Source organism: Paraburkholderia bannensis NBRC 103871 (assembly GCF_000685015.1).
In the GTDB taxonomy this organism is placed as follows: Bacteria; Pseudomonadota; Gammaproteobacteria; order Burkholderiales; family Burkholderiaceae; genus Paraburkholderia; species Paraburkholderia bannensis.
Genome location: NZ_BAYA01000056.1, coordinates 16,542 through 33,130, shown reverse-complemented (window position 1 = coordinate 33,130; position 16,589 = coordinate 16,542). Strand labels below are relative to the sequence as shown.

The following is a 16,589-nucleotide window of genomic DNA, read 5'->3' as shown; positions in this document are numbered from 1 at the left end:
GCGTCGTTGTACAGGACAGCATCGGCGCCACCGCCCTTGGCTGCATCCATGACCGCATCGAGTGCCTTGCCAACGTCGCCGTAGGTCGAGCCGTTGAGCACATAGGCCGGATTGCTGATGGAGCCATCTGCATTCACGGACGTCGAGCCACCCAACGCAGACGCCGTGGAAGCCGCAAGACCGAAGAGCTGCGAACCGTTAATGCCATCGGTGCTGGAGGCGCTGATTGTTCCTGCTGCAATGTTGTACAGCCTGACGGGTTTAGCCCCGCTGCCACCGAACGTCACCGAACCCTTCGACATATCGTCGTAAGCCACGAACGCATTCGTCGCGTTACCCGAGCTGTCGAACGTGCCACCCATTGCCTCCAGCTGCGCGAGATTCACCGCATCGTGCGACGCCACTGCGTTCGCAACGTTGCTCAATTGCACCGGCGACTTGGCGTTCGTGCCGCCCAGCGTCAGCGCGTCGTGGGCGGAGCTGTCATACATCACCGCATCCGGCGAACCCGTGTCGGGCTTTGCATCGATGGCGGCCAACGCCGTCCCTACATCGCTAAACGTGCCACCCGCCACGTCGTATGTCGGTGCCGCGATCGAGCCATCCGCATTCACGCTCGCGCCGCCACCCAGCGCCGCCGTCACGCCCTTGAGCTGCGAGACATTGACGGCGTCGGTATTCGCCTGGCCTGCCGCCATATTCACGATACGGCGCGTATTCGCCTGATTCTGGATCGTGTAGGTCTGCCCATTGGGGTAATACGCCGTGTACGAACTCGTGCCATCGTTACCGACCGACACCGTATTCGCCACGTCTGCCACCGAACCCGAACCCAGCGCCACTGCGTCATTCGCCGACGTATAGGACTGCACGCCAATTGCCGTACCAGCCGGGGCGCCACTCGTCACATACGAATTCGAGCCAATCGCAATCGAACCGTTGCCAAAAGCGCGAGCGACATCTGACGGCTTCGTCGATCCGCTGCTATCGGCAAGCCCCGATACCTGCGAGTAGTAGGCCGCCGTGTTGTAGGTCAGAACCAGCCCCGAGGTATTGACGCCAGAACCGGAAGACGAAGCGCCAACAGACATCGCGCGCAGATTCAACTGCGCGACACCGCCGCCGTCCTTTCCGGACACGATGTCATAGACCTGACCAACGTTCGCCGCGTCCGTGTCCTGGATGCCCGCACCGACGTTGCTAATCACGGTACCCGCAGGCAAATAGCCGTCAGCGCGGTTGCTGTTTCTGAAGTATGGGCTGTTGCCCTGGCCCGGCTCCAGGGTGATGGTGGGCGAACCTGAATCGATCGATCCAGCGTCATAGGTCACGGCCTTGTTCAGCACCGTACCGGTCGCCGGATCAATCGCAAATCCAGCGGACTTCAGTTGAGTCACGTTGACCGCGTCGGTGTCCGCGAGGCCGGACGCGACGTTATGCAGCGCAACAGTCGTGCTCGCGCTATCACCACCCAGCGTTACCGAAGTATGAGCCGAAGAGTCGTACTTCACCGCGTCAGCCACCTGGCCGGTGAGATTCGTGACGTCACCTGCGATGTTCGTTACGGCGCCCGACAACGTCGAAATGCTCTCGTTCGTCGCAAAGAGTTGCGAGCCATTGACAGCGTCCGTGCTCGACGCATTGAGCGCACCGTTCGCGACGTTTGTCAGCTTGACGGGGTTCTCCGCGTCGGTACCGCCCAGCGTCAGAACGTCGTGTGCGGACGTGTCGTACATCACTGCGTCAGCCACCTGACCGGTGAGATTCGTGATGTCACCCGCGATGTTCGTGACAGCGCCCGACAACGTCGAAATGCTCTCGTTCGTCGCAAAGAGTTGCGAGCCATTGACACCGTCCGTGCTCGACGCACTGAGCGAACCATTCGCGACGTTTGTCAGCTTGACGGGTTTCTCTGCGTCGGTACCACCCAGCGTCAGAACGTCGTGTGCGGATGTGTCGTACTTCACCGCGTCAGCCACCTGACCGGTGAGATTCGTGACGTCACCCGCGATGTTCGTGACGGCACCCGACAACGTCGAAATGCTCGAGTTCGTCGCGAAGAGTTGCGAGCCATTGACACCGTCCGTGCTCGACGCACTGAGCGAACCATTCGCGACGTTTGTCAGCTTGACGGGTTTCTCTGCGTCGGTACCGCCCAGCGTCAGAACGTCGTGTGCGGACGTGTCGTACTTCACCGCGTCAGCCACCTGACCGGTGAGATTCGTGACGTCACCTGCGATGTTCGTCACGGCACCCGACAACGTCGAAATGCTCGAATTCGTCGCGAAGAGTTGCGAGCCGTTGACCGCATCGCTGCTCGACGCATTGAGTGCACCGTTCGCGACGTTCGTCAGCTTGACGGAGGTCTGTGCGCCAGTACCGCCCAGCGTCACAGTGTCGTGTGCAGACGTATCGTACTTCACCGCGTCAGCCATCTGACCGGTGAGATTCGTGACGTCACCCGCGATATTCGTTACGGTGCCCGACAGCGTCGAAATGCTCTGGTTCGTCGCGAAAAGCTGCGAGCCGTTGACCGCATCGCTGCTTGCTGCATTGAGCGCGCCGTTCGCGAGATTGGTTAGCTTGACAGGTTTAGACGCGCCGCTACCAGCCAGCGTCACGATATCGTGCGCCGACGTGTCATAGGCCACAGAGCCATTGTTCAGTGCGGCAATCGCCGATCCAGCATCAGAGTACGAATTGCCCGCTACGCTATACGAAGGCGCAGCGATCGAGCCATCTGCATTCACGCTCGCGCCACCACCCAGCGCCGCCGTCACGCCCTTGAGCTGCGAAACATTGACGGCGTCGGTATCCGCCTGGCCTGCCGCCATATTCACGATACGGCGCGTATTCGCCTGATTCTTGATCGTGTAGGTCTGCCCGTTGGGGTAATACGCCGTGTACGAACTCGTGCCATCGTTACCGACCGACACCGTATTCGCCACATTTGCCACCGAGCCCGAACCCAACGCCACTGCGTCATTCGCCGACGTATAGGACTGCACGCCAATCGCCGTACCGGCCGGCGCTGCACTTGGCACATACGAATTCGAACCAATCGCAATCGAGCCGTTGCCGTAGGCGCGAGCGACGTCTGACGGCTTTGTCGATCCGCTGCTATCGGCAAGCCCCGATACCTGCGAGTAGTACGCAGCCGTGTTGTAGGTCAGCACCAGCCCCGAGGTATTGACGCCAGAACCGGAAGACGCTGCCCCAAGCGGAGCCTGGAGTTGCCTGGTAGCCTTAACAAGATTACCCGTGCCACCGCCTCCGCCACCACCTGCTTGGGCGACGATCGTATAAACCTGGCCAAGATTCGCCGCGTCCGTATTCTGGACACCATCGCCCACATTGCTGATGATGGTTCCCTTCGGCAGGTAGCCCTGGGTGCGGTCGCCATTCACAAAGTACTCGCTGTTGCCCAGACCAGGATCGAGCACGATCTGCGCATTCGCGGTACCGACGGTATTCGGTACGTAAAGCACTGAGGGATTACTTACGTGACCATTGCCATCGATGATGAAGCCCCCCATTTCGTACGAAGCGGGATTCGTCGAGGAAGCCTGTGCGCCCCAGCCAGCGGTCGTGAGCGTGTTGTTGATGTTCGTGACCGAATTGCTCACTTGATAGAGCTGTGAGCCGTTGATGGCGTCTGTACTGGATGCCGTGACCGCGCCCGGCGACAAGTTGGTGATGACCGTTCCGCCGTCACCTGCGAGCGTTATCGCTTTCCTGGTGGCGTCGTCATAACTCACCGCATTTTTCGTGAAGCCCTGCAGATTCTCCACTGCTTGATCGGTCGCATAAAGTTGCGACCCGTTCACGGCATCCGTACTCGACTCACTCACCTTGCCTGCTGCGACATTCGTGATCTGGCGTTCTGCCCCCGCTGCCCCAACGCTCACGACACCCACAGGGCTAGCGCCCGCATAGTTGTAGGTTTTTCCAGCCACAGTGCCACTCGGCACATCAGTGGCACTCGCTGCAACCGAATTTGCGCCCAGCGCAACGGAATTCGCTCCCGCAGTGGTTGCGTTTGCACCGATCGCAATAGCGTTGGCTCCGACTGTCGCAGCTTGCGCACCAATCGCAATATTCTGGTTCGATTGCGTCGTCGTATGTACACCAAGCGCGACAGAGCCAAGCCCACTAGCAACAAGCTGTGAACCAATCCCAATCGCCTGGTTGCCACTTACAGTCGAATAGCCTCCCCCTAGGCCGACTGCCTCGATACCCGTTACCAATGAGTGCCCGCCAATCGCAATTGCGCTCTCCGCCAACGCCCGTGCACTGGGCCCCATCGCCACCTGATCTACGTTCCATGGCTTATTGGTGGTGCCTGAGTAATAAAATGGAGTTACAAACGCACCGCTACCGGTTCCCGCAGAAGTCGCAGCCGAGCCAACTGCTACTGAACTGTCTCCGCCAGCGTTTGTACACTGATAACCGTTAGTCGGCGTTCCACCAACGGCCACCGCCGTATACCCAGATGTTGAACACGTTCCAATATTCGTGGTGGCAGACGCTGAATGCGGAAGCATGCCGCCAATCGCGATCAGCGACGTGACGGTAGCCGCTGTTGTAATGGAACTCCGCTGCCCACCTTTTTTGCAAGTGCGGGCGGTCTCGGCCGCCGCCACCCACGTCCCCGTGGACTCGTTCCAGACTGATCTATATGTTTTGTTCATTCTTGCTTACCTTAATGAGAGACGGAATTCCCGGTGCGTGACTGCATGCGCAAATGCATTCACGTCGACCAGATTCGCGATACAAACCGGCAAGAACACCCGATGCAGAGAAATTCGATCAGCTTATTCAACGGAATTTCTTTCGCACGCGACAAAACAAATTAAGTCGATTTCGCTTCGACTTAAAATCCGCGTGAAATGAGGGTTCGGCCGGATTGCGACGGCACACGCGACTCTATGGGCAAGAAAAAGCACACAACATAAGAAAATTCCCAATAGGAAACTCGGCCATGCGCAATGACAAGCGGCACTCTTAAATTAAAACTTTAAAAATAAGAATAATCAAAATTTCACAACTACAAATTGAGAATTTTTACTCAGAATAATAAAAATCAACCCGGAAAATTGGACTACAGACACTCACGGAAAATACGCTCGCTGACTGACGCATTCGGCCTTGAGAAAGCAGCCAAGAAAGTGCTCAACGCCCGCGCTTTTGAGACTTCTCCTATGGCCCGCGCTCCGACAGACAAATAGACTTCATCTGTCGGGAAACGCTGACATGAGGTCTCCACCTCACCACGCCAGGCATCTCGCGCCGCCGCATCGGCGTCGCACCGATCGCGCCTCATCCGGCCCCGCGGCGGCCGTGCCAACACCGTTTCCCCAACGTGAGCCGCAACCCATCGCAGCGGCCCGCCGCCTCACTCAAGGAAACGCCATGCAACGCACATTCACGCTTCTCGCAGCCGCAGCGCTGACGCTCAGCGCCTTCGTCCATGCCGCCACACCCGGCGCCCTGACGGGCGTCTCGCCCATTTCCGATACGCTCCAGGTTCAGTTGCTCGAGCATCAGTGGACACAAGCCGCCGCAACGGGCGATCGACCGGTGCTTAACGACCTGCTCGACGATAAGTTCTTCGAAGTATTTCCGGGCGAGATTCACCGCAGCAAGCGCGATATGCTCGCCGCTTTGCCCATGCCGGACGGCGGCTCACAGGTGCTCGAAGATGTCCGCGTGCAGGTGCTCGATGACGTCGCCGTGGCGACCGGCATCAACCGCTATACACCGGCGCTGGGCTACAAGACGATCGAGTACCGCTTCACCGATGTGTTCGTGAAGCGTGAGGATGGCTGGCGCGTTGCGGCGTCGCGCATGCGCAGAAAGGAAACGGGCAGCATTTGATGCTGCCCGTCGGGGAAAGAAAAACGCTTTCCAGCAGATTCAGAACGGCTTGATGACAACGAGCGCCACGGCCGCCAGCATGCCGAGCACGGGCAGTTCGTTGAACATGCGATACCACTTGTCCGAGCGACGGTTCTCGCCACGCTCGAACGTGCGCAGCAGGCGCCCGCAATACGCGTGATAGATGATCAGCAGCACGACCACGCCCACCTTGGCGTGAATCCAGCCCTGCCCGCTGCCAATGCCCACGACGAGCCACAGCCACAGCCCGCACAGCAGGCCGGGAACGGCGATCATCGTCATGAAGCGGTAGAGCTTGCGCGCCATGATGAGCAGGCGCTTCGTTGCCGCGGGCTCGGTTTCCATCGCGAGATTGACGAAGATTCGCGGCAAATAAAACAGGCCTGCGAACCACGAAGCGATCAGTACGATGTGAAACGTCTTGACCCAGAGCATCGACATATTTTTCTTCTTCGATCGTTAAGCGAAGCGGCGGCGCACCACGCTGCAAAGCGCAGCGCGCCGCCAGCAGGACTTACTGGCGGCCTTCGCCGTGACCCAGCACCACGTACTTGAGCGAAGTCAGGCCGTCCAGGCCGACCGGGCCGCGCGCGTGCAGCTTGTCGTTCGAGATGCCGATTTCGGCGCCCAGGCCAAATTCGAAACCGTCCGCGAAACGCGTCGAAGCGTTCACCATCACGCTCGCCGAATCCACTTCGCGCAGGAAGCGCATCGCGCGGTCGTGGTCTTCGGTGACGATCGCATCGGTGTGGTGCGAGCCGTAGTGGTTGATGTGCTCGACGGCCTGGTCGAGGTTGTCCACCACCTTGATCGCCAGCACCGGCGCAAGGTATTCGGTGCGCCAGTCTTCTTCGGTGGCTTCCACGAGCGGGCCGACGTTCGCGTCCGCGAGGATCGCGCGCGCGGCGGCGTCCACGCGCAGCTCCACGTCCTTGTCGCGATAGAGCCGGCCCAGCGGCGGCAGCACGTCATGCGCGATGCCGCGTGCGACCAGCAGCGTTTCCATCGTGTTGCAGGTGCCGTAGCGGTGCGTCTTCGCGTTGTCGCACACGGTAAGCGCCTTGGCGATATCCGCGCGATCGTCGATGAAGACGTGGCAGATGCCGTCGAGGTGCTTGATCATCGGCACACGCGCTTCGGCCATCAGGCGCTCGATCAGGCTCTTGCCGCCGCGCGGCACGATCACGTCGACGAATTCCGTCATGGTGATGAGCTTGCCCACCGCCGCGCGATCGGCCGTCTCGACCACCTGCACCGCGTCCTGCGGCAGGCCCGCTGCCGCCAGGCCCTCGCCGATCAGCTTCGCCAGCGCCGTGTTGCATTCGAGCGCTTCGGAGCCGCCGCGCAGAATCGTCGCGTTACCCGACTTCAGGCACAGCGCGGCCGCGTCGATGGTCACGTTCGGGCGCGATTCGTAGATGATGCCGATGACGCCAAGCGGCACGCGCATCTGGCCCACCTGGATGCCGCTCGGGCGGAATTTGAGGTTGCTGATCTCGCCGATCGGATCGGCCAGCGCCGCGACCTGGCGCAGCCCCTCGACCATCGTCCCGATCGCCTTGTCCGAAAGCGTCAGGCGGTCGATGAAGGCCGCGTCGTGGCCCTTTTCCTGCGCACGCGCGAGGTCGCGGGCGTTGGCGTCCTTGAGCTGCTGCGTCTCGCGCTCGATGGCCTGCGCCACCGCTTCGAGCGCGGCGTTCTTCGCGGCCGTCGAGGCCCGGGCCATCGCGCGCGAAGCCTTGCGGGCGCGGCGGCCGAGGTCGGTCATGTACTGGTCGATATCCATGGTCTCTATCGTGATGCGATGCGGTGATGCGGTGCGGCGTGCCCGGCGCGCGGCTGGCGATCTTGCTGCCGGCGCGGCGAGGCGGCCCGGTTCAGGTTAGGTCGATTTTAAAGCCAGCGCGCCAGCTTTGCTGGGCGCGGCCTGGTGCGGCACAGGGCACGTGACGGTGCGTGTGCGCTTGAGCGGAAGCAGGTGTCGGGAGCGCGACCCGGCAAGCGTGAAGCTAGCCTGGCCTGCGCCCCGGCCCTGCGGTGCGCGGTCGGGCCGCAGCGGCGGCGGCTGCGGCGGCCGCTGCTGGGTTCGAGCGTGGTGCGGCTGGCGCGCCGGTGCGTGCGCCCGCAACAGGACGAGATGCCGCAGCGCCTGCTGCTCCTGCATCACGCGGCGCGGCCACTGTCATCGCCAGTTCGAACAAACCGTCCCACGCATCCGGCGGCAACGCATTGCGCCAGTCGCCGCGCGCCTGTCCCGACAGGCCCTTGACCTGCCGGTCGAGACGCGCCGCCAGCACGAGCCCGCGCTCAAGCGTCGCTTCGCTCAGACGCGACAGCGCCGGCCCGATCAGGCGCTCACGCGGCCCCCAGACACGGTTCTCGCGCAGCAGCACGGCGAGCGGCTTGCCCGCCGCCACGCCCCGCTTGATGCGCAGCAAGGTGCGCACTTCTTCGACGACGGCCCACAGCACCAGCACGGCAGCTTCACCCTCGCCTTCCAGGCCGTCGAGCATGCGCGCAAGGCGCCCAACGTCGCCAGTCAGCATCGCTTCGTTGAGCTTGAACACGTCGTAGCGCGCCACGTTGAGCACGGCGTCGTGAATCTGCTCGAAGCTCAGCACGCCTTGCGGATACAGCAGGCCAAGCTTCTGGATTTCCTGGTGCGCGGCGAGCAGGTTGCCCTCCACGCGTTCCGCGACGAACTGCAATGCGCGCCGTCCGTCTTCGCCTGGCGCGACACGCTGGCCCTGCTGCGAGAGGCGCTGGCCGATCCAGTTCGGCAGCGCGGCGCGCTCGACCGGATCGATCTTGATGGAGGCACCGCTCTCCGAAAGCGCCGTGAACCATGCCGACTTCTGCGTCGCCGCATCCAGACGCGGCAGTGTGACGAGCGTGAGCACATCGGGATTCGCGCCAGCCTTGGCCGATGCCGCGAGCGTCTTCAGCGCGTCAGCGCCTTCCTTGCCGGGCTTGCCGGACGGAATGCGCAACTCCACCAGTTGGCGGTCGCCGAACAGCGACATCGACTGGCTCGCGCCAAGCAGCGCGCTCCAGTCGAAACCGCGCTCGACCGTAAAGACGGAACGGTCGGTGAAGCCGGCCGCACGCGCGCTCGCACGAATGCGGTCGCACGCCTCCTGGGCGAGCAGGTGCTCGTCGCCGTAGACGACGTACAGGCTGGCCATTCCCCTGGCCAGATGCGGCTCGAGTGCGTCCAGTCGCAGTTGCATGGCGTGCGCTTTAAAGGAAAAACAAGCGGAAAAACGAGCCGCGCATCACAGCGGCGGCGGCGGCAGCGGTGCACGCGGCGAGACGCCCGGCACGACCTGGTCCGGATTCGGATGCAGCGTCTTGAGCACGGCGAGGCGGCGCGTGAGCTGATCCACTGCGTCGTTCTGCATGTCCGCGAACAGCAGGTTGGACTCGCTCACCTTCGCGGTCGAGTACTGGTCGCTATAGGTCATCGCGCGGTTCAGCCCGATCGTGCTCGGCTGGATCAACGGCGAACCGTCAGCCGCCGTCAGCGTGTAGTACAGCGAATAGTTGACCTGGTATTCCTCGACTTCGCCCAGCGAGCTCAGCGTGAGCGTGCTGAAGCCGCGCGATTCGGACACGTGCAGCACGGCGTCGGCGTTCGAGGTGGATTCGACCACCACCGAATCGCTGCCGCCTTCGATCATGCGCGTGAGGCGCGCGGTCACGGGCGCCGGTGCGCCAACAATGGCGAGCCGCTTGAACGCGTAGTTCTGCTGCCCACGCAGCTGGAAGCCGCACGCCGAAAGCATCAGCGCGCTGCTGGCCAGTAACAGGAACGATCTGCGAATCACATGGACTCCCTGGTTCGCGACAGATTCGGAACGGCGGCGCAGTGCGATCCCGTGGATCGCGACGCGCCGCCAGTACAGCACATCGGCTTGATCGGCCTGATCAGTTCAACCCGATCAGACCACGACGTTCACGAGACGACCCGGCACGACGATGATCTTCTTCGGCTCGCGGCCTTCCGCGAACTTGACGACCATTTCGTGCGCCAGCGCGGCGGCTTCGATCACGTCCTTCGTTGCATCCTTGGCGACCGTCACGGCGCCACGCACCTTGCCGTTCACCTGCAGCACGAGTTCGATCTCAGCCTGTTCCAGCGCCTTTTCGTCGACCTTCGGCCACGGTGCGTCGAGCAGCGTGCCGAATTCGTCGGCGTAACCGAGCGCCTTCCACAGTTCGAACGTCAGGTGCGGCACGACCGGATACAGCACGCGCAGCAGCACGCCGAAAGTCTCGCGCTTGACGCCCGCGCCCGCTTCCTTCGCGCCGTCGATGGCGTTGAGCATCTTCATCGCCGCCGACACGACGGTGTTGTACTGCAGACGCTGATAGTCGAAGTCGGCCTGCTTGAGCACGCCGTAGACTTCGCGGCGCAGCGTCTTTTCGACGTCCGTGACCGTGGCCGCGTCGAACGATGCACGCGACTTGATCGCTTCGGCGTTCGCATAGCCGAACGACCAGACGCGGCGCAGGAAGCGGCTCGCGCCCTCCACGCCCGCACCCGACCATTCGAGCTGCTGCTCGGGCGGTGCGGCGAACATCGTGAACAGACGCGCAGTATCGGCGCCGTACAGGTCGATCAGCACCTGCGGGTCGACGCCGTTGTTCTTCGACTTCGACATCTTCTCGACGCCGCCGAGCACCACCGGCTGGCCATCGCTGTTGAGCGTGGCGCCAACCGGGCGGCCCTTGTCGTCGTGCGTCACGGTCACGTCGGCCGGGTTGAACCAGCTCTTCTTGCCCGACGGATCTTCACGATAGAAGGTTTCGTTGAGCACCATGCCCTGCGTGAGCAGGTTCTTCGCCGGTTCGCCGAACTTCACGAGACCCAGGTCGCGCGAGACCTTCGCCCAGAAACGCGAGTACAGCAGGTGAAGAATCGCGTGCTCGATGCCGCCGATGTACTGATCCATCGGCATCCAGTAGTCGGTGCGCTCGTCGACCATGTTGACCGCGTCCGGCGCGGCGTAGCGGTAGAAGTACCACGACGAATCCACGAACGTGTCCATCGTGTCGGTTTCGCGCTTCGCGTCGGCGCCGCAGGTCGGGCACTTGCAGTTCAGGAACGCTTCGGACTTTGCGAGCGGGTTGCCCGTGCCGTCCGGCACGAGGTCTTCCGGCAGCACGACCGGCAGATCCTGTTCCGGCACCGGCACGTCGCCGCAGCTCGGGCAGTGGATGATCGGGATCGGCGTGCCCCAGTAGCGCTGGCGCGAAATGCCCCAGTCGCGCAGACGCCACGTGACCTGCTTGTCGCCGTAGCCTTGCGCCTTCAGGTCAGCCGCGACGGCGTCGACCGCCGCCGTGTAGCTCAGGCCGTCGTACTTGCCGCTGTTGACGGTGACGGCGCGTTCCTTGTCGCCGTACCACTCCTGCCAGCCGTCGAGCGAGTACGTTTCGCCTTCCACGGCGATCACCTGCTTGATCGGCAGGTCGTACTTCTTCGCAAACGCGAAGTCGCGCTCGTCATGGCCCGGCACGCCCATCACGGCGCCTTCGCCATAGCTCATCAGCACGTAGTTGCCGATCCACACCGGCACCTGCTCGCCCGTGACCGGGTGCGTGACGGTGAAGCCCGTGGGGACGCCCTTCTTTTCCATCGTCGCGACGTCGGCTTCCGCCACGCCGCCGCGCTTGCATTCGTCGATGAACGGCAGCAGTTCCGGCTTGTCCTGCGCCAGACGCGTGGCGAGCGGGTGCTCGGCCGCGATCGCGCAGAAGGTCACGCCCATGATCGTGTCGGCGCGCGTGGTGAACACGCGCAGCAGCTTCTTCTCGCCATCCAGTTCGTACGGGAAGCCGAAGTTCACGCCGAAGCTCTTGCCGATCCAGTTCTGCTGCATGATCTTGACGCGCTCGGGCCAGCCGAGGCCGTCGAGGTCGTTCAGCAGTTCATCGGCGTACTGGGTGATGCGCAGGTAGTACATCGGGATTTCGCGCTTTTCCACGAGCGCGCCCGAGCGCCAGCCGCGGCCGTCGATCACCTGCTCGTTGGCGAGCACGGTCTGGTCGACCGGATCCCAGTTCACCGTGCCGGTCTTCTTGTAGGCGATGCCCTTTTCGAGCATCTTCAGGAAGAACCACTGGTTCCACTTGTAGTAGTCGGGCTTGCAGGTGGCGATTTCGCGCGACCAGTCGATCGCGAGACCCATCGACTGCATCTGGCCCTTCATGTACTCGATGTTGTCGTACGTCCACTTGGCCGGCGGCACGTTGTTGGCCATCGCCGCGTTTTCGGCCGGCATGCCGAACGCGTCCCAGCCCATCGGCATGAGCGTGTTGTAGCCGTTCATGCGCAGATAGCGGTACATCACGTCATTGATCGTGTAGTTCCGCACGTGACCCATGTGCAGCTTGCCCGACGGATACGGCAGCATCGAGACGCAATAGAACTTGGGCTTGTCGGCCTTTTCGGCCGTCCGGTAAGCGTCGCTGGCACGCCATTCGCCTTGCGCGGCGGATTCGACGTCGGAGGGAACGTATTTTTCGAGCATGGTGTGGATGGGAAAACGCAGATTCGGCTCAAACGGGCCTGCGGCGGCATGCGGGCGTCGCCTCGTGGCGTCTGGCGCACCGGGCCGGCCGGCGCGATTTTCAGAAGATCTTCAGAAGATCCTCCGCGCGACGCGGGCAGGGCCCCGTTTTTACAGGGAAACGCTGATTATACCGTTGAGTTGGCCACGCTTTCCGCTCGCTTTTCGAATGGCGGGATTGGGGCCGCGCTTGAGGGCGAATCCGGGGCTTAGTGTTGCGTGGCTGGTGCGGCGGGTGTGGCTGGTGTGACGGGTGTGGCAGTCGGCGGATCGGTCACGAAGCCCAGGCGCGCAAGCCCAGCCTGCTGTGCGGCGCCCATCACCTGGGCAATCACGTCGTAGCGCGTCTCGCGTGCGGCGCGCAGTTGCAGTTCGGGCTGCTGCGCTTCGGGCTGCTTGCCCGCGTCGGCAAAGCGCTTGCGCAGTTCGTCCAGCGTGACCGGCTGGGCGTTCCAGAACACCTTGCCCGCAGCGTCGATCGATAGCGTGACGGTCTGCGGCGTCTGCTGCACGGGCTCGGCGGCGACTTTCGGCAGGTCGAGCCGGATTGCGTGCGTGAACAGCGGCGCGGTGATGATGAAGATGACGAGCAGCACGAGCATGACGTCGATGAGCGGCGTCATGTTGATTTCGGCCATCGGTGCCGAATCGCGCTTCTTTTCGAGTCCGCCGAATGCCATCGCCTGGGCCTCCCTGCCGCTCAGAGCGCGCCGGCGCGCGTCACGCCTTCGCTGCGCGCAGGCTGCTGGAGCTCACGCGGCGCGGCGCCATCCCGACGGGCCGCAGCCTCTTCGGGGGCGCTCGCCCAGGCGTGCAGGTCGTGCGCGAAGCCGTCGAGATCGTCGCCGATCTGGCGCGCAAGACGACCGAGAATGTTGTAAGCCAGCACCGCAGGAATCGCAACGACAAGGCCAAAGGCCGTCATGATGAGCGCCTCGCCCACCGGCCCGGCGACGTTCTCGATCATCGCCTGGCCGCTCGCGGCGATGCTGCCGAGCGCGTGATAGATGCCCCACACCGTGCCGAGCAGCCCGACGAACGGCGCCGTGCTGCCCACGGAAGCCAGCAGCACCTGGCCGAATTCGAGCCGCCGCTGCGACGCCTGGAGCGCGCCACGCAAGGCGCGCAGCACGCGCTCGCCACGATCGACACGCGCGAGCAGCGCGCCCGCCGTATCGGTTTCGATGACCGCCAGGGCGGCCTGCGCAAGCGGCAGGAACACGCGCTCGCGGTCGAGCGCGCGCATCGCACTCACGCCGTCCGCAAGCGTTGCCGCCTGCCAGAACTGCGTGACGGCGCGCGGCCCCTGGCGCTTCGCGCGCACGAGCACCCAGCTCTTCACGATCAGAAAGCACCAGCTCGCGACCGACATCGCCAGCAGCACCCACGCAACCGCGTGCGTGACGGCGTCGCTCGTCTGCAGATAGTGGATGACTCCGTTACTCGCTGCCATCGAACCTCGCGTGATGATGTCGCGGCGCGCACGCCGCGTGGCCGGCCCGGCGCGCTTGCCGGGCCCAGGCGTCACCCAGCCGCTTAACGCAGGCCGAGCACGTCCTGCATATCGTACAGGCCGCTCGCCTTGTCCTGCAGGAACAGCGCCGCACGCACGCTGCCCTGCGCGTACGACAGGCGGCTCGACGACTTGTGAGTGATCTCGATACGCTCGCCGATCCCCGCGAACAGCACCGTGTGGTCGCCCACGATATCGCCGCCACGAATCGCCGAAAAGCCGATCGTCGACGGATCACGCTCGCCGGTCACGCCTTCGCGGCCATAGACGGCGCACTCGTCGAGATCACGGCCGAGCGCCTTCGCGACGGCTTCGCCCATCGCCAGCGCCGTGCCCGAGGGCGCGTCGACCTTGTGGCGATGGTGCGCTTCGATGATCTCGATGTCATAGCCCTTGTCGAAAAACTGCGCCGCGTACTCCAGCAGCTTAAGCGTGACGTTCACGCCCACGCTCATGTTGGCCGCAAACACGATGCCCACCTTTTGCGCGGCAGCGCCGAGCTGCGCCTTTTGCTGCGCGTCGAAACCGGTCGTGCCGATCACCATTTTCACACCGTGGCGCTGGGCGGCTTCGAGGTGCGCGAGGGTGCCTTCGGGGCGCGTGAAGTCGATCAGGCAGTCGCTTTGCGCGAAGACCTGCTCGATATCGTCGGTAACGCGCACCCCCGTGTCCTTGCCGAGAAAGGCGCCCGCGTCCTGGCCGATGGCGGCCGAACCCTTGCGCACGAGCGCGCCCGACAGCGTGACGTCAGGCGTATTCAGAACGGCTTCGATCAGCATGCGGCCCATGCGGCCCGATGCTCCGGCGATTGCGATTTTCATGACTGTTCCTGCAAAGGTGAGACCGGCAGCCCTGCGCACGATGCACGTCCGTCAGACAAAAGTCAGACGGACATTTTCGGGATAGATCCTGCCAAGGATAGACGCTAGTAGACGATACAAACGAACGCGGCGGCCCGAAGCCGCCGACGCAAGACCCGGCGCAACGCGCCCGGCCCTTGATGGAACGATCGACGCCGCCCCGGACGAAGCCCACGCTGGCGCTTCTTCCGGAACCGGTCGCTGCGATCTTAATTGCCCGTGGCGCCCGAAGCCGGCACCTGCGGCGGCGCGGTGAGCGGCGAGTTGCGCGACGGCGGCAGCACGGCGGCGTTGGAGTCGCCGGTGCCCTGCGCGCCCGCGGTCGGGCCGACCGGGTTCGACTGCGGCACGCCCTGGATCTGCGGCGGCGGCGCACGGTGCAACTGAACCTGGGCAGGCATCGTGCCCACGTTCGGCGGCAGCGCCGACGAGGTGGGCGTACCGGCGCGCACCGACGGCGTCAAGCCCGACGGCGTCTGCACGGCATCCGTGGCGCGATTCGCCGCTGCGGCGGCCTGCGCGTTCGGATCCTGCGGCAGTTGCGAGGTCGCGGTGCCGAGTTCCGAGGTGGGCGTGCGCGCCGTATCCGGGACGCTCGGGCCAGCCGGGTTCGCAGCCTGGGCCGCCGAAGCACCGGACGCGCCCGCAGCCGCAACGGCCGCCTTGTACTTCTTGCCCTGCTTGTCGCCGTCGATTTCGGCGAGCAGTTCGAGGTTGGACGGCAGATCTTCGCCGCCCGACCAGCTCGACACGCGATCGCCGTCGAACAGCACGACGAAGTCGCGCTGCTGCACCACGGCGGTCGAGCCGCGCTTGAAGTAGAAGACGTAGTCCCAGCGGTTGGCGTGGAACATGTCCGTCAGGAGCGGCGTGCCGAGCAGTTGCTTGACGTCCGCGCGCGACATGCCGACCTTCATCTGCGCCGCGGCTTCCGCCGAAACGAAGTTACCCTGAACGATCGTAATGCGGTACGGCGTGATGCTCTGGGCGACGCGCTGCGTCAGGCTGTCATAAGTGGAACAACCGGCGAGCGCCGCGAACGCGGCCGCAGCCAGCAGGGTGCACGCCAGGCGGCCGCCATTCATGCGTCGGCCGATCATAGTGAATTCTGGAATCATTTCCCTCACCGTGCGGGCTTTTCGCTAAGCCGCGCGTGTTCTGTAGAAGTTCGTTCGAAGTTCTGCCGAAGATGCCCGTAACGGCAAAAACGCATTAACATAAGAACCCAGCATTGTACTCCAGGGACTTATCGTCATGACCAATCCAACCGATCTCAAGAACATCGGCCTCAAGGCGACTCTTCCGCGCCTCAAGATCCTGGAGATTTTTCAGCATAGCCCCGTGCGACACCTCACCGCCGAAGACGTGTATCGCAACCTGCTGAACGAGGAGCTGGACATCGGCCTCGCCACGGTTTACCGGGTTCTCACGCAGTTCGAGCAGGCGGGCCTGCTCACCCGCAGCAACTTCGAATCGGGCAAGGCCGTCTTCGAACTCAACGAAGGCAGCCACCACGATCACCTGGTGTGCCTCGATTGCGGCCTGGTCGAGGAATTCTTCGACCCCGAAATCGAAAAGCGCCAGCAGATGATCGCCAACGAGCGCGGCTTCAAGCTTCAGGAGCACGCACTCGCGCTGTACGGCGCATGCACGAAGGATAACTGCCCGCACCGCAAGCACTGAAGCACGCACTATAAATCAGCGGTTACGGCGCATTTCAAGCACTGCGCGCCGGAAAGCCGC

At 63.4% G+C, this 16,589-nt stretch carries 12 protein-coding genes and 1 pseudogene; 2 read left to right on the top strand and 11 right to left on the bottom strand.

Annotation, left to right across the window (positions count from 1 at the left end; all coding sequences use genetic code 11):
• On the bottom strand, positions 1 to 3,791 hold a 3,791-nt coding region (locus BBA01S_RS38130; protein ID WP_407668378.1), incomplete at its 3' end, for a beta strand repeat-containing protein.
• A 12-nt stretch (positions 3,792 to 3,803) separates the two neighbouring features.
• Positions 3,804 to 4,691, bottom strand: a pseudogene (locus BBA01S_RS48740) (ESPR-type extended signal peptide-containing protein); the annotation flags it as partial.
• A 721-nt stretch (positions 4,692 to 5,412) separates the two neighbouring features.
• On the opposite strand from BBA01S_RS48740, the gene BBA01S_RS38125 reads away from it, so the two are divergent.
• Positions 5,413 to 5,877, top strand: a complete 465-nt coding sequence (locus BBA01S_RS38125) for a nuclear transport factor 2 family protein (RefSeq protein ID WP_027820992.1) — start codon at positions 5,413 to 5,415, stop codon at positions 5,875 to 5,877.
• Positions 5,878 to 5,916: 39 nt separating this feature from the next.
• Here BBA01S_RS38125 and BBA01S_RS38120 read toward each other — a convergent pair whose 3' ends face one another.
• The 9 genes from BBA01S_RS38120 to bamE all read right to left on the bottom strand — a co-directional run bounded on the left by BBA01S_RS38120 (position 5,917) and on the right by bamE (position 15,946).
• Positions 5,917 to 6,339 (bottom strand): CopD family protein, encoded by a 423-nt coding sequence (locus BBA01S_RS38120; RefSeq protein ID WP_027820991.1) that lies wholly within the window; start codon positions 6,337 to 6,339, stop codon positions 5,917 to 5,919.
• Between the two features lie 73 nt (positions 6,340 to 6,412).
• On the bottom strand, positions 6,413 to 7,684 hold the full coding sequence (locus tag BBA01S_RS38115) for a glutamate-5-semialdehyde dehydrogenase (protein WP_027820990.1): 1,272 nt from the start codon (positions 7,682 to 7,684) through the stop codon (positions 6,413 to 6,415).
• 223 nt (positions 7,685 to 7,907) lie between these two features.
• Entirely contained in the window at positions 7,908 to 9,128 is a 1,221-nt protein-coding gene (holA, locus tag BBA01S_RS38110; RefSeq protein WP_027820989.1) for a DNA polymerase III subunit delta, read from the bottom strand.
• Positions 9,129 to 9,173: 45 nt separating this feature from the next.
• Positions 9,174 to 9,725 (bottom strand): LPS-assembly lipoprotein LptE, encoded by a 552-nt coding sequence (locus tag BBA01S_RS38105; RefSeq protein WP_027820988.1) that lies wholly within the window; start codon positions 9,723 to 9,725, stop codon positions 9,174 to 9,176.
• 114 nt (positions 9,726 to 9,839) lie between these two features.
• Positions 9,840 to 12,434 (bottom strand): leucine--tRNA ligase, encoded by a 2,595-nt coding sequence (gene leuS, locus BBA01S_RS38100; protein WP_027820987.1) that lies wholly within the window; start codon positions 12,432 to 12,434, stop codon positions 9,840 to 9,842.
• 248 nt (positions 12,435 to 12,682) lie between these two features.
• The gene (locus tag BBA01S_RS44720; protein WP_042298571.1) at positions 12,683 to 13,153 is read right to left on the bottom strand and encodes an ExbD/TolR family protein; all 471 of its coding nucleotides are present in this window, start codon (positions 13,151 to 13,153) and stop codon (positions 12,683 to 12,685) included.
• A 20-nt stretch (positions 13,154 to 13,173) separates the two neighbouring features.
• Complete coding sequence (locus BBA01S_RS38090; protein ID WP_027820986.1) at positions 13,174 to 13,926, bottom strand: MotA/TolQ/ExbB proton channel family protein; 753 nt, start codon at positions 13,924 to 13,926, stop codon at positions 13,174 to 13,176.
• Positions 13,927 to 14,009: 83 nt separating this feature from the next.
• The gene (gene dapB, locus BBA01S_RS38085) at positions 14,010 to 14,807 is read right to left on the bottom strand and encodes a 4-hydroxy-tetrahydrodipicolinate reductase (RefSeq protein WP_027820985.1); all 798 of its coding nucleotides are present in this window, start codon (positions 14,805 to 14,807) and stop codon (positions 14,010 to 14,012) included.
• A 248-nt stretch (positions 14,808 to 15,055) separates the two neighbouring features.
• Positions 15,056 to 15,946, bottom strand: coding sequence for an outer membrane protein assembly factor BamE domain-containing protein (gene bamE / locus BBA01S_RS38080; RefSeq protein WP_245641722.1), 891 nt, complete (start codon positions 15,944 to 15,946; stop codon positions 15,056 to 15,058).
• 154 nt (positions 15,947 to 16,100) lie between these two features.
• Here bamE and fur point away from each other — a divergent pair, with 154 nt between their 5' ends.
• Entirely contained in the window at positions 16,101 to 16,529 is a 429-nt protein-coding gene (gene fur, locus BBA01S_RS38075) for a ferric iron uptake transcriptional regulator (protein ID WP_027820983.1), read from the top strand.
• The last annotated feature ends 60 nt before the right edge of the window (positions 16,530 to 16,589 follow it).

What these genes read in the sequence shown, in the direction of transcription:
- bamE (WP_245641722.1), bottom strand. Translation starts at nt 15,946, where the DNA reads ATGATCGGCCGACGCATGAATGGCGGCCGCCTGGCGTGCACCCTGCTG.
- BBA01S_RS38120 (WP_027820991.1), bottom strand. Translation starts at nt 6,339, where the DNA reads ATGTCGATGCTCTGGGTCAAGACGTTTCACATCGTACTGATCGCTTCG.
- BBA01S_RS44720 (WP_042298571.1), bottom strand. Translation starts at nt 13,153, where the DNA reads ATGGCATTCGGCGGACTCGAAAAGAAGCGCGATTCGGCACCGATGGCC.
- dapB (WP_027820985.1), bottom strand. Translation starts at nt 14,807, where the DNA reads ATGAAAATCGCAATCGCCGGAGCATCGGGCCGCATGGGCCGCATGCTG.
- holA (WP_027820989.1), bottom strand. Translation starts at nt 9,128, where the DNA reads ATGCAACTGCGACTGGACGCACTCGAGCCGCATCTGGCCAGGGGAATG.
- BBA01S_RS38090 (WP_027820986.1), bottom strand. Translation starts at nt 13,926, where the DNA reads ATGGCAGCGAGTAACGGAGTCATCCACTATCTGCAGACGAGCGACGCC.
- leuS (WP_027820987.1), bottom strand. Translation starts at nt 12,434, where the DNA reads ATGCTCGAAAAATACGTTCCCTCCGACGTCGAATCCGCCGCGCAAGGC.
- BBA01S_RS38115 (WP_027820990.1), bottom strand. Translation starts at nt 7,684, where the DNA reads ATGGATATCGACCAGTACATGACCGACCTCGGCCGCCGCGCCCGCAAG.
- BBA01S_RS38125 (WP_027820992.1), top strand. Translation starts at nt 5,413, where the DNA reads ATGCAACGCACATTCACGCTTCTCGCAGCCGCAGCGCTGACGCTCAGC.
- fur (WP_027820983.1), top strand. Translation starts at nt 16,101, where the DNA reads ATGACCAATCCAACCGATCTCAAGAACATCGGCCTCAAGGCGACTCTT.